Here is an 11,944-nt window from a genome sequence, read left to right as displayed (position 1 = left end):
TAAATTGACTGGATAGGAAGAGCCGTATGAATCGAGAGGTTCACGTACGGTTCTGTGAGCACCTGAAGGGGAAGTTCCTTCGGGTGACTCGACCCCCGGTGGCCCAGCTTGAGCCCGGCAATGGCAAAACCCGTAAGGCTTACCTATGGGCTTATCGCAGTAACGACCTGGAACCGGGACCACGCATCATCATCTTCGACTATCAAGCCGGTCGTAGTGGCCGGTATGCGCAAAACTTCCTGCAAAACTGGCGAGGTCACTTGCTGGTCGATGACTACAGTGGCTATAAACCCTTATTCTCATCAGCCTCACCTTGTATTGAGCTCGGCTGTTGGGTGCATGCGCGCCGTAAATTCTTCGACCTGCACCCGGCTAATCATAGTCCAATGGCCATGGAAGCCTTGCGGCGCATTGGCGTCCTATATGCCATTGAGGTGAAAGGCAGGCACCTGACGATCGAAGATCGTCAACAACTGCGGGTGGAAAAAAGCCTGCCTGCACTCGATGCGCTGCATGATTGGTTAATACAAACCCGCATGCAAACTGCCAATGGTGGCGGTTCTGCCAAAGCTTTGGACTATACCCTCAAACGCTGGTCGAGTCTGATTCGCTACGCAGAAAGCGGGCACTTGCCGATCGATAACAACCCCGTAGAAAATGCCATCCGACCCATTGCACTGGGCAAAAAGAATTGGCTATTCACTGGAGCACTGGGCAAAAAGAATTGGCTATTCACTGGATCGGAACGTGCTGGTCAACGCGCAGCTGCCATCCAGACCCTGGTTGGCACCGCCCAACTCAACAACCTGGATCCGTCTGTCTGGCTCAAAGATACGCTCACTAAACTTCCCATTTGGCCCAACAGTCGTATCGATGAATTGTTACCCTTAACACCGGAGTTCATTAAATCACTAATGCAGAAACAATAATAGGTGGTAGCGTTGAACGCTTACTCAGCAATCGCATCCTCTCTGCTTATATCGTTGTTCGCTGCCGCACAGGCAGCTTAGAAAATAAAGGATGGCCGTCTTGTAGGCATTGGCATGTTCGCTGCCGCACAGGCAGCTTAGAAATTGCATATATGCGTGCCTTTGCCGAAGCGTGGCCGGATAGTGAATTTGTGCAAGCGGTGCTTGCACAATTGCCTTGGTATCACCAGTGATGTGCTGAACTCATCGGAGGATAATCAGATTCTCGTAATCGAAGATATATTACCTTCTATCGTAATTTCCATTAAACAGGTATAAGAATGAATAAAGCAAATGAAATTTTCTTTTTGGTCGAGGGAACATCCGAAGGCGGCTACACCGCCCGTGCGCTGGGTGAATCGATTTTTACCGAGGCGGATGATTTTGCCAGTTTGTATCAGCAAATATGAGGATATTCCTGCAGTATCAAGGTGCTTTTATCTGGCCTCGGATCACGGCATGCCGCGCTTGTCCAATTGTGGTTTTTAAGACTAATATTTTACAACTCGCTATACTGCATCAGGGAAATTGTTAAAAGGAGCTACTTATGAAAGTTGAAGTGACGGTTGAGTTGGACATCAATCTATCTAAAGCCAGTATTGAAGACATCAGAAAATTATTGGAAGAAATGCTGAATCCTACAAAATTCGATGCTTTGGAAGCGATCGCCATTAGAGATATAAAAATAGGGTTATAGTTAGGTTAACAACCACAATTCACCAAGTTTGTCGTTTTTTTCTTTGCCACCTCATTGGCTGCACCTCATGGATGAAGCGCTTGAAATAATTCAACAATGGATTCCAATCCATATCCTTATCGGTATCACTATAGCTTCTATTATTGGCTTGATTGCTTCCGTGATTACCATCCCAATCATTCTGATCCGCTTACCGGCAGATTATTTTGACACACGCATTCCACGCTACTGGATGAAAGGCCAACATCCCGTGTTGCGGGCAGGCGGGTTAATCATCAAGAACTTTGTTGGCATCATGTTTCTTTCGGCTGGTTTTATTATGCTTTTTTTACCAGGACAGGGTTTGCTAACTATGCTGATTGGAATTTCTCTTATGGATTTTCCTGGGAAGCGTGTCTTGGAAGCCAGAATAGTTGGTCAGCCCAGTATACTGAAGGCGATTAATGCCATGCGCCACAAATTTAATAAACCACCACTGATTCTTGCGCCTGATCTCTAGCCCGAATATTTCATAAATTCGCGTGATGATCACGCAGGATTTCGATTAATAGGGAAGTTTTGAGAAGGAGTGGTGTAGTGATTCATACACCCGACTGAGCAAAACCTTTCTTATTAATCAAAAGGCAAGTGAGGACACGTGCCAATTTATGAAATATTCGGGCTAGCGGCAACCAAAATGGAATAATCCTGAGAACTGCAATTTGACTGGAGTGGTCGTTTCCAGTTCAGATTATGCGAAATAGTGTGTTGCAACAAGTCGAGAAGCAGAAGACCGGCTAAGCCGGGTGCTCAGTATAGCGCGCGCCATCCAACGCCTTGCAAAAGAATGCAAGTAGGGTTTTTAAAGATTAATTAGAATACTTGCGCTGTCAATCAAATCGTTCAATAATGAATCTTACCATTTGTCTTACTGGAGGAGCGTCATGACGATTGCTACTATTACACTATCAAGAGAGGGACAGATTGTGATACCCAAAGAAATTCGGGATAAATTGCATTGGGGAGCTGGGCAGGAGCTCATTATCGATATAACTGAATCCGGTGTGTTACTGAGATCCAAACCGGCAGAAAGAAAGCTTCGCCTGGAAGATCTGCGTGGTTTTATGAAATATGATGGTTCCCCAGTTTCAACTGAAAAACTTTGTCAACCAGTTGAGTACGCAGGGAATTGGGATGACCCGGAGCAACCTAACCGATGATTGCCTTCGATACCAATATGTTGGTGCGGCTGGTTGTCGATGATTATCCAGCTCAAGCCGAAATTGTCGAGAATCTGCTTAAAACACGTCATGCCTGGATTTCGCGGACCGTGTTGCTCGAAACCGAGTGGGTGTTGCGTTGCGTCTATAAGTTTTCGCGCGAGCGGATTTACGATTTTTTCCAATTGCTGTTACAAACCGAAAATACCGAAGTAGAAAATTCGCTTGCTATAGTGCGTGCCCTGGATTGGTATCAAAAGGGTACCGATTTTGCTGATGCACTTCACTTGGCGGTATGCGGTTCCATCACCATGCATACTTTCGACCGAGGGTTTTGCAAGGCAGCACGTGAGGCAGGGATTCCGCCCGAAGTACACGTTTGGAAAGGATGATGCCAAACGTGTAAGTTCGTATCGAATGGCTGCTGGTAGCAGCCTATTTGAACTTTCCTAGTTGTTCATCAATTGCCTGAGCACGTAAGGCAAGATGCCGCCATGCCGGTAATAATCGACTTCGATCGCGGTATCGATGCGGCAGAGCAACGGGATTTCGCGATGACTGCCATCCCTGCCATGAATGACTAGCGTGACCTCTTGCTGAGGTTGAATGGTGTCGATGCCAAGAATGTCGAATTGCTCATCGCCTGCGATACCGAGAGATTGAGCGTTATCGCTGCCTTTGAACTGCAAGGGCAGGACGCCCATGCCGACCAAATTGCTGCGGTGAATGCGTTCGTAGCTTTCGGCAATGACAGCTTTGACGCCTAGTAATTGGGTTCCCTTGGCTGCCCAGTCGCGGCTTGATCCAGTGCCGTATTCCTTGCCAGCGAACACAACGGTAGGTACATTTTGTGCGATATAGCCCATGGCGGCATCGTATATCGTCATCTGCTCACCCTCTGCGGCATCGTGGCTGCGGAACAACGTTACCCCGCCTTCACTGCCTGGAATCATCAGGTTCTTAATGCGTACGTTGGCAAAGGTACCGCGCATCATGACATGATGGTTACCGCGGCGGGAGCCATAACTGTTGAAGTCAGCCTTGCTGACGTCATTGGCGAGCAGATATTTACCTGCGGGAGCCGTTTCCTTGATAGAGCCAGCTGGGCTGATATGATCGGTCGTGACGGAATCGCCGAAAATCGCTAATGTACGTGCGCCACAGATGCCGCCAGGTTTATTGACAGGCGCCGGTTGCAAGGAAAAATCCTGGAAAAAAGGTGGCTCGGCGATGTAGGTGGAATCCGGCCAGTTATACAGTTTGCCGGTGACTGAGGTGATATTGTTCCAGAGCGGATGATCTTTGGTGAAATCGCTATAGAGCCGCCGGAACGTGTCGGCTTGGGTGGCAAATTTCATCAGAGATTCGATTTCTGTGCTGCTTGGCCAGATATCGCGCAGCCAGACAGGTTGATTGTTCTTACCCAAACCCAGCGGTTCAGCATCAAGATTTTTCAGCACAGTGCCTGCGATAGCATAAGCCACCACCAGCGGTGGGGAAGCCAGGAAGTTGGCACGGATATTGGCATGTATCCTTGCTTCAAAATTCCGGTTGCCGGAGAGGACGGCTGAGCAAACGAGATCTTCCTTGACGACGCTTTCTTCGATGATCTCTGGCAGAGGACCCGAGTTGCCGATACAGGTGGTGCAACCATAACCCGCCAGGCTGAAGCCCAGTTGCTCCAGATAAGGCAGTAAGCCGGCAGCAGTGAGATATTCTGTAACCACGCGTGAGCCCGGCGCAAGTGACGTCTTGATATGGCGTTTGACGCTCAAACCTTTTTCGACCGCTTTTTTAGCCAGTAGTCCGGCAGCGATCAATACCGTGGGATTGGACGTGTTGGTGCAGGACGTGATCGCAGCGATCAAGACATCGCCATGATGCAGCTCAACCGGAAAATTCACTTTGCCATTGACTTTGACGGGGTTCTGGGTGGGGTGATTGCTGGTCATCTCAATCAGGTTTCGGTCAGAGCCGGGCGGCAGGGAAGCTTCATCCTGATTGATCGGGCTGGTAACACACACTTCATTATTCGGGCTATATATATCGCGTGTGGTATAAGCGCGTGTCAGATCTTCCGCCTGCTTGCCATAGCCATTTTCTGTCACGGGTTTACTGAAGAGCTCAGTAAAGGTTGATTTGAGATCACCGATCGCGATACGGTCCTGCGGGCGTTTCGGTCCGGCCAGTGAAGGCATGATCGAATTCAAATCCAATTGCAGCTCCTGGCTGTAATCGATGTCTCCCTTGCGCGGCATGCCATACAGTCCTTGCGCCTTGAAATACGCTTCGAATGTATTGATTTCTTCAGCTGTACGACCGGTATTTCTGAAGTATTGGAGGGTGGCGTCATCGACTGGGAAAAAACCCATGGTGGCGCCATATTCAGGCGCCATGTTGGCGATGGTGGCGCGATCAGGCAGGCTCAGCGACGCAGCGCCTTCACCGAAGAATTCCACGAATTTGCCAACCACTTTCGCTTTGCGCAGCATTTCGGTGATAGTCAAGACCAGATCGGTGGCGGTCACCCCTTCACGCAATTGACCGGTCAGGTTGACACCCACTACATCGGGAGTGAGGAAATAAACCGGCTGCCCCAGCATGCCGGCTTCCGCTTCAATGCCACCCACGCCCCACCCCACAACGCCGATGCTGTTGATCATGGTAGTGTGGGAATCGGTGCCCACCAGCGTATCGGGATAAATTAAGCCATTTTTCTGATGCACGCCGCGCGCCAGGTATTCCAGATTGACCTGATGCACGATGCCGATGCCAGGAGGGACGACCTTGAAGGTATCGAATGCCTGCATGCCCCATTTGATGAACTGGTAACGCTCCTTATTGCGGAGAAACTCCATTTCCATATTACGTGCCAGCGCATCTTTATCGCCATAGTAATCGACTTGGACGGAGTGATCGACCACTAGATCGACAGGTACCAGAGGCTCGATACGTTTGGGATCTTTGCCCAGCTTTTCCGCAGCACTGCGCATCGCCGCGAGATCGACCAGTAGCGGCACACCGGTAAAATCCTGCAATACGATGCGTGCGACCACGAACGGAATTTCATGAGTGCGTGCAGCATTCGGTTGCCAGCCAGCCAGTTGCGTGACATGTAACCGGGTAATTTTTTTATCGTCGCAATTGCGCAGCACCGATTCCAGGACGATGCGTATGGAGACCGGGAGTCGTGAAATCTTGCCGAGACCGGCTTCTTCCAGTGCTGACAAGGAATAGAACTGGGTGGTTTGGCCATCAGGGAGTTGCAGCGTTTTCAGTGAATTAAATAGCGTGTGGGTCATGGTGGCTCCTTATACGATAGGGTGGGCCTGCATAAGTGGTTACAATGTAGTTGCAGCAGCACATGGCTGCATTGCACCTTGCACTGTTTCCTCTTCACTTACTTATTCAGAGTTTCCCTAGAATTGAATGGTTATGATTTATTTTGATTTAAGTTTATCATTCCAACCTTATCGCGACAAAAAATAAGGTAAAAAATGAGGATTGAACAATTAAATAGGGATCATGGGATTGCTGGTCAGGTTGAGTTTATCGAAGGGCAGGGTGGTTTTCCATTTATTCACGTCAATAATGCCAAAGCCAATGCGCTGATTTCGGTCTACGCGGGACAAGTGCTTTCTTTCCGGCCTGCCGGTAAAACGGATGATCTGATGTTCCTCAGCGAGAAAGCCTATTATCAGGCAGGCAAGGCGATTAAAGGAGGGGTGCCGATCTGCTGGCCATGGTTTGGTCCTGATCCCGAAGGAAAAGGTCGTCCGGCCCATGGTTTTGTGCGTAACCGGATGTGGGATGTTATCGAAACAGGTGTGGCTGCCAATGGCGATGCCGAGGTGGTATTAGGATTGACGGATACGCCAGAGACGCAGGCAATCTGGCCACATGCTTTTGTCCTGGCACTGAAAATTACTGTGGGTGAAGCATTAAATCTGGAACTTGTAACTCGGAACATGGGGAGCGAAGCGTTCTCAATTACGCAAGCCTTCCATACCTATTTTAGCGTGGGCGATATTCATCAAACCCGTGTGTCGGGACTGGAAGGCAGGCAATATATCGACAAGGTTGAGGGGGGGCAGCAAAAAACGCAATCAGGCGCTGTGACCATTAGCTCGGAAGTAGATCGCATTTACCTGGATGTATTAAATGATATCCTAATTCATGATGCCGCCATGAAGCGTCAGATTCGAATCGCTTCTCAAGGCAGTGAAACGGCAGTTGTGTGGAACCCATGGGCGAAAATTTCGGCAGAAATGGGCGATTTGCAAGATGATGATTATTTGCGCCTCCTGTGTGTTGAAACCGCCAATGCTGCAACGGATATCATCACCATTGAGCCAGGTAGTGAGTTCAAATTGGTTGCCAATTATCGTGCTGAGAGTCTGTGAAAACGAAGTTCCGGCAAAACGAAGTTTTGATAAAACGGCGTTTTACCAGTAGATCTGCTACATGTCTTGATAGGTACGTTGCGCGGGATCCGCGCTTCACCTGTTTTCTTGTTAGATCTTCTTTCATTGTTGGGGTAACCTGTATTAATCAAAATTCAAGAGAGTGAAAATGAAAACCAGACCAAAAATTATAATTTCAACGCTCGATGCGGAAAGGTTGGATAACCTTGTTGAATCATTGCCCAGCAATGCTTTTCCGGGAAGGGATGAATTAGAGACTGAACTGATGCGGGCCGAAGTGGTCGATCCTCAGGATGTTCCGCCTACTGTGGTGACCATGAATTCTACCGTAAGATTTAAGGTTGAATCTTCGTCCGAAGAATTCGAATTGACACTGGTTTATCCCAAAGACATTGACGCGAGCGGAAGCAAGATTTCCATCCTTGCACCTGTCGGCAGCGCACTGCTTGGTCTTTCTCAAGGAGACGAAATTGAGTGGCCAAAACCAGGCGGTGGAGTATTACGCGTTCGCATAGTGGAAGTGACCTATCAGCCCGAGCGTTCTGGCGAATACCACCGTTAAGCAGCTCATTGGAAATTAATAAGAAATCTAATCATAGCGTCAACTTGGACGCTCAGCTTGTGAACACTGTGCTGGGTGCCAGTTACACAGAATAATCAGTGGCTTCGCCAGAATTTTGTTTTATCCAGGCTTCGTTTTATCGAAACTTCGTTTTCACGGGCTCTGAGTAATTGTCAGGATGAGAGGCTGGTTCTGAGGTTAAGCAGGAAAGTCCTTGCCGGTAGCGCTCCCAATCAAAATAAGGACCTGGATCAGTTTTGCGTGCGGGTGCAATATCGGCATGTCCTGCGATATCGGTAATGGGGTAGGTTTTGAGCAAAGCCGAAGTGAGTGCGATGAGCCTGTCGTACTGAATGGGTTCAAAGGGCAGGGCATCACTTCCTTCGAGTTCAATCCCGATGGAGAAATCATTGCAGCGATCCTTGCCTTGCCAGCATGAGACACCAGCATGCCAGGCACGCAGTGTGCACGGGACAAACTGAATAATTTCTCCATCGCGGCGAATAAAAAAGTGGCTGGAAACTTTGAGATCACGCAACGACTGGTAATAGGAGTGCGCTTCCGGGTCAAGCTGGTTGGTGAATAGCTCAATCACGCCATTTCCGCCGAATTCATCCGGCGGCAGGCTGATGTTGTGTATCACCAGCAGGCTGATGGCGCATTCAGGTGGACGCTCATCACAGTTGGGTGAAGGAATGAAACGTGCCTTCTCAAGATGGCCGGCAGTATTGATTTGCATACGCTGTTTTTTTATTCTGCTCATGAGATTTAAGATATTGGGCAGCTATAATAGTGCAAAGCTGATTCAGTTGTGTTTTATTCATGGGCGATAGATAAGCAGACACGCATGCAACAAGGAAAATTCATTACGTTAGAAGGCATTGATGGTGCGGGTAAAAGCACTCATCTTATCTGGTTGGAAGATTTTCTACGTCGGAAGGGAATTAATAACGTGATGACGCGTGAGCCGGGCGGTACTCCTTTGGGAGAGCAACTGCGTACCTTGCTGCTGGATCAACGTCAGATCATGCATGCAGAAACGGAAGCATTGATGATGTTTGCAGCACGGCGGGAGCATCTGGATAAAGTGATTTTGCCGTCGCTCACCAGAGGAGACTGGGTTATTTCAGATCGCTTTACCGATGCGAGCTTTGCTTATCAGGGTGGAGGCAGAGGCGTTTCATTCGGTAAATTGCAAATACTGGAACAATGGGTACAGGGCTCATTCCAACCTGACCTGACGCTGTATTTCGATGTCCCCATAGAAATGGCCAGGCAGCGTGTGCAATCGGTTAAAACAGCCGATCGTTTCGAGCAAGAGCAGGATGAATTTTTTCGCCGGGTGCGTGAAGCTTATTTACAGCGGGCGCAGCAATTCCCCGAAAGAATCCGGTTGATCGATGCCAGCCGGCCGCTCCAGGATGTGACAATCGCACTGGAAGGTATCATTCAGGAAACATTATTTAATTGAGCACAATACCGCCTCAGCGAATGAACGAACTCTATCCCTGGCAACATACCATCTGGCAGCAAGTCAGAGGTACGGTTGCTTTGAAAACACATGCGCTGCTGCTGAAGGGCAGAAAAGGGATAGGCAAGCTGGATTTTGCGCGTAACCTTGCCAAGTCTTTATTATGTGAACGGGTGACGGCAGAACAGGCTGCATGTGGGATGTGTGCAAGCTGCAAGTGGTTCGAGCAGGGGACGCATCCGAATTTCAACCTGATGACGCCGGAAGTATTCGCTGAATCATCTGGCGAAGCTGCATCTGAGAGCAGTTGTACGGACAAGCAGGATGCAGATACCGTTAAAACCCGGAAAAAACCCAGCCAACACATTACCATCGAGCAAGTGCGGGCGCTGAACGATTTCGTCTATCTTTCCGGTCACCAGGATGGATTCAAGGTAGTTCTGATTCATCCGGCAGAAGCCATGAATATTCCAGCAGCCAACGCATTATTAAAAAAACTGGAAGAGCCCCCATCCCGTATCCTGTTCATGCTGGTGGCGCATCGCTCGCAGGATCTCCTGCCAACGATTCGTAGCCGTTGCCAGCAAATCACCATGCCAGTACCTGATGCTGCTTCTGTACGCAACTGGCTGACGCAGCAGGAAGTCAAGCAACCCGATATCTGCATGGCTTTGGCAGGCTCGTCACCTTTGCAGGCAGTAGCGTTTAGCCATGACGATTATTTTGCCCAGTATACTGATTTTATTCGGCAAATCAGCCAGCCAGCCAGCTTTGATCCTATTTCCCTGACCAACAAGCTATATAAGCTGGATGTGCCGGATATCGTCAGCTGGCTGCAAAAGTGGTGCTATGACCTGATGAGTTTTAGTACGACTGGAAAGATTCGTTACCATCCCCATCAGGAAATGGCGATAAAAAAACTGGTCGCGACCGCAGATCCCAAGTTGCTTGCCAGCTTCTGGCGGAATCTGATCACAACGCAGCAATTATCGCGACATCCTCTCAATGCCAGACTGTTTCTGGAAGAAATGCTGCTTTCCTACATTAGAGTGATTGCACCAGAACGATATAAGGGTTGATCAGACTCGTATCGGTTAGAGTGGCAAGACATCGAGAGAATATTTAATTGAAACAATCTGATGCTATTTTTTCTGAGGTTATTTTTCCTGCCAAAAGGAACCACTTCAGAGCAACCCTTATCCAAGGTAACACTTCACAAAAGTAACACCTATGAAAAATATTGCTCCCTCAAGTCAGGAATCCCTCAATAATCCTTATGTAAATCATCTTATTTTTCTCTTTGGTATCGTTTACTTTGCCCAAGGCATTGCTCAGTCAGGAGGCCTGATATATCAGCCTTTAAACTATTATCTCAAGGAAGTCATGCACTTAAACGAGGTAGGTGCTACCAACTATCTGGCCTTTCTAACTATTCCCTGGGTTATTAAACCTGTTTATGGCTTAGTTAGCGATTTGATTTCCTTGTTTGGATATCGTCGTAAGTCTTGGTTGTTAGTTGTAAATATACTCACCAGCTCTGGTTATTTTTGGTTAGCAGAAATATCAAATGGTGACTCATTGATCATGGCTCTTCTCCTAACTGCCATAGGAACGGCAGCCTCAGACGTCATTATCGATGCCTTAATGGTCGAGAACGGCCGGAAATTCAATATGATTAGCCAATTTCAGGCAGTACAGTGGTTTTGGTTTTATGTTGCTCAAATAGTTACTTCATTAGCGGGGGGGTGGTTAGCGGGCATGGCTGACCCTGGTACCGGTTTGCGCACAGCGGCCATTATTGCCATGATAGCCCCGGCAGCCATAGCGCTTCTTAGTTGGTTAGTCGTAAAAGAAAAAAAGACCGCAATGGGACTGGCTTCATTGATGGTCACAGTAAAGGGGTTACGTGAAGCTTTTCGAAGTCGTTTACTCTGGGCTGCTATGTTATTTCTAATCTTTTGGAATTTTAGCCCAAGTTTTGGCATCCCAATCTATTACCATATGACCGACACGCTCAATTTTTCCCAATCGTTCATTGGTGAGCTTGGGGCTATAAGCTCATTCGGTTCGATTGTTGGCGCCTGGCTTTATGGCAAATACGTCAGCAATCGCGAACTCCATTTTCAACTGGTCTTCAGCATTATTGCAGGCGCTATTAGCACCTTTTCCTACCTGAGTGTGATCAATCCAGCTCCTTATAGTGAAGAACTGTTTATTGTATTGTCTTTTTTCTTTGGCATTACGAGCATGGTTGCTCTTCTTGCTATCCTTACGCTTGCCGGCAAAGCTTGCCCTAAAAGAGCAGAAGGCTTTACCTTTGCGGTACTGATGTCGCTAACTAATGGCTTTGCTCAGTTGTCAGCGATAGCGGGTTCGTGGATGTTGATTAACTGGTTTGAAGGATACTTACCCCCATTGATTATTCTTTCCGGTGCGGCTACGCTATTTTGTTTCTTCCTTCTTCCCGATCTTAAGGGATTGAGATAGATCATCAGTTTGCCGTGGGACTATACTCATCACCCTTCAAAATTCGGTTTTTATCATCCCTCGTCCGGCCTTCTCCCAGCGGGAGAGGGTATAGCTGCCGAATTTTGAAGGGCGATGAGTATAACCTCGTATCCAA

Annotated in this window: 13 protein-coding genes; 11 read left to right on the top strand and 2 right to left on the bottom strand. The window is 48.2% G+C overall.

Going from position 1 to position 11,944, the window contains the following annotated elements:
• Window positions 1–26 precede the first annotated feature (26 nt).
• The 6 genes from BLW34_RS08050 to BLW34_RS08030 all read left to right on the top strand — a co-directional run bounded on the left by BLW34_RS08050 (window position 27) and on the right by BLW34_RS08030 (window position 3,256).
• The gene (locus BLW34_RS08050) at window positions 27–929 is read left to right on the top strand and encodes an IS66 family transposase (protein ID WP_371263925.1); all 903 of its coding nucleotides are present in this window, start codon (window positions 27–29) and stop codon (window positions 927–929) included.
• A 320-nt stretch (window positions 930–1,249) separates the two neighbouring features.
• Window positions 1,250–1,378, top strand: a complete 129-nt coding sequence (locus tag BLW34_RS16885) for a hypothetical protein (RefSeq protein ID WP_256203680.1) — start codon at window positions 1,250–1,252, stop codon at window positions 1,376–1,378.
• Window positions 1,379–1,515: 137 nt separating this feature from the next.
• Window positions 1,516–1,665 carry a hypothetical protein gene (locus BLW34_RS16090; RefSeq protein WP_177165986.1) on the top strand — a complete coding sequence of 50 codons (150 nt, stop codon included), beginning with the start codon at window positions 1,516–1,518 and terminating at the stop codon, window positions 1,663–1,665.
• A 67-nt stretch (window positions 1,666–1,732) separates the two neighbouring features.
• On the top strand, window positions 1,733–2,164 hold the full coding sequence (locus tag BLW34_RS08040) for a PGPGW domain-containing protein (protein ID WP_090578000.1): 432 nt from the start codon (window positions 1,733–1,735) through the stop codon (window positions 2,162–2,164).
• 424 nt (window positions 2,165–2,588) lie between these two features.
• Window positions 2,589–2,864, top strand: a complete 276-nt coding sequence (locus BLW34_RS08035) for an AbrB/MazE/SpoVT family DNA-binding domain-containing protein (RefSeq protein ID WP_090577997.1) — start codon at window positions 2,589–2,591, stop codon at window positions 2,862–2,864.
• Entirely contained in the window at window positions 2,861–3,256 is a 396-nt protein-coding gene (locus BLW34_RS08030) for a type II toxin-antitoxin system VapC family toxin (protein ID WP_090577994.1), read from the top strand. The genes BLW34_RS08035 and BLW34_RS08030 overlap by 4 nt, the downstream gene beginning before the upstream one ends.
• 57 nt (window positions 3,257–3,313) lie before the next feature.
• On the opposite strand, the gene BLW34_RS08025 is transcribed toward BLW34_RS08030, so the two are convergent.
• Entirely contained in the window at window positions 3,314–6,166 is a 2,853-nt protein-coding gene (locus BLW34_RS08025) for an aconitate hydratase (protein WP_090577991.1), read from the bottom strand.
• Between the two features lie 195 nt (window positions 6,167–6,361).
• On the opposite strand from BLW34_RS08025, the gene BLW34_RS08020 reads away from it, so the two are divergent.
• Both BLW34_RS08020 and rnk read left to right on the top strand, forming a co-directional pair.
• Window positions 6,362–7,267 carry a D-hexose-6-phosphate mutarotase gene (locus BLW34_RS08020; protein WP_090577988.1) on the top strand — a complete coding sequence of 302 codons (906 nt, stop codon included), beginning with the start codon at window positions 6,362–6,364 and terminating at the stop codon, window positions 7,265–7,267.
• Window positions 7,268–7,436: 169 nt separating this feature from the next.
• Window positions 7,437–7,850: a nucleoside diphosphate kinase regulator gene (rnk, locus tag BLW34_RS08015; RefSeq protein ID WP_090577985.1), complete on the top strand. Its 414-nt coding sequence runs from the start codon at window positions 7,437–7,439 to the stop codon at window positions 7,848–7,850.
• A gap of 136 nt (window positions 7,851–7,986) precedes the next feature.
• Here the strand turns inward: rnk and ampD are convergent, their stop codons facing one another.
• Complete coding sequence (ampD, locus tag BLW34_RS08010) at window positions 7,987–8,589, bottom strand: 1,6-anhydro-N-acetylmuramyl-L-alanine amidase AmpD (protein WP_090577982.1); 603 nt, start codon at window positions 8,587–8,589, stop codon at window positions 7,987–7,989.
• 108 nt (window positions 8,590–8,697) lie between these two features.
• Here ampD and tmk point away from each other — a divergent pair, with 108 nt between their 5' ends.
• The 3 genes from tmk to BLW34_RS07995 all read left to right on the top strand — a co-directional run bounded on the left by tmk (window position 8,698) and on the right by BLW34_RS07995 (window position 11,808).
• Window positions 8,698–9,321 (top strand): dTMP kinase, encoded by a 624-nt coding sequence (gene tmk, locus BLW34_RS08005; RefSeq protein ID WP_090577979.1) that lies wholly within the window; start codon window positions 8,698–8,700, stop codon window positions 9,319–9,321.
• The gene (gene holB / locus BLW34_RS08000) at window positions 9,318–10,400 is read left to right on the top strand and encodes a DNA polymerase III subunit delta' (RefSeq protein WP_256203679.1); all 1,083 of its coding nucleotides are present in this window, start codon (window positions 9,318–9,320) and stop codon (window positions 10,398–10,400) included. Before tmk ends, holB begins: the two co-directional genes overlap by 4 nt.
• Window positions 10,401–10,551: 151 nt before the next feature.
• Window positions 10,552–11,808 carry an MFS transporter gene (locus BLW34_RS07995; protein ID WP_090577973.1) on the top strand — a complete coding sequence of 419 codons (1,257 nt, stop codon included), beginning with the start codon at window positions 10,552–10,554 and terminating at the stop codon, window positions 11,806–11,808.
• Window positions 11,809–11,944: the final 136 nt, after the last annotated feature.

Source organism: Nitrosomonas sp. Nm58 (genome assembly GCF_900107335.1).
In the GTDB taxonomy this organism is placed as follows: domain Bacteria; phylum Pseudomonadota; class Gammaproteobacteria; order Burkholderiales; family Nitrosomonadaceae; genus Nitrosomonas.
Note: the sequence above shows the minus strand (reverse complement) of the source record. Positions and strands in the feature narration are given on the sequence as shown.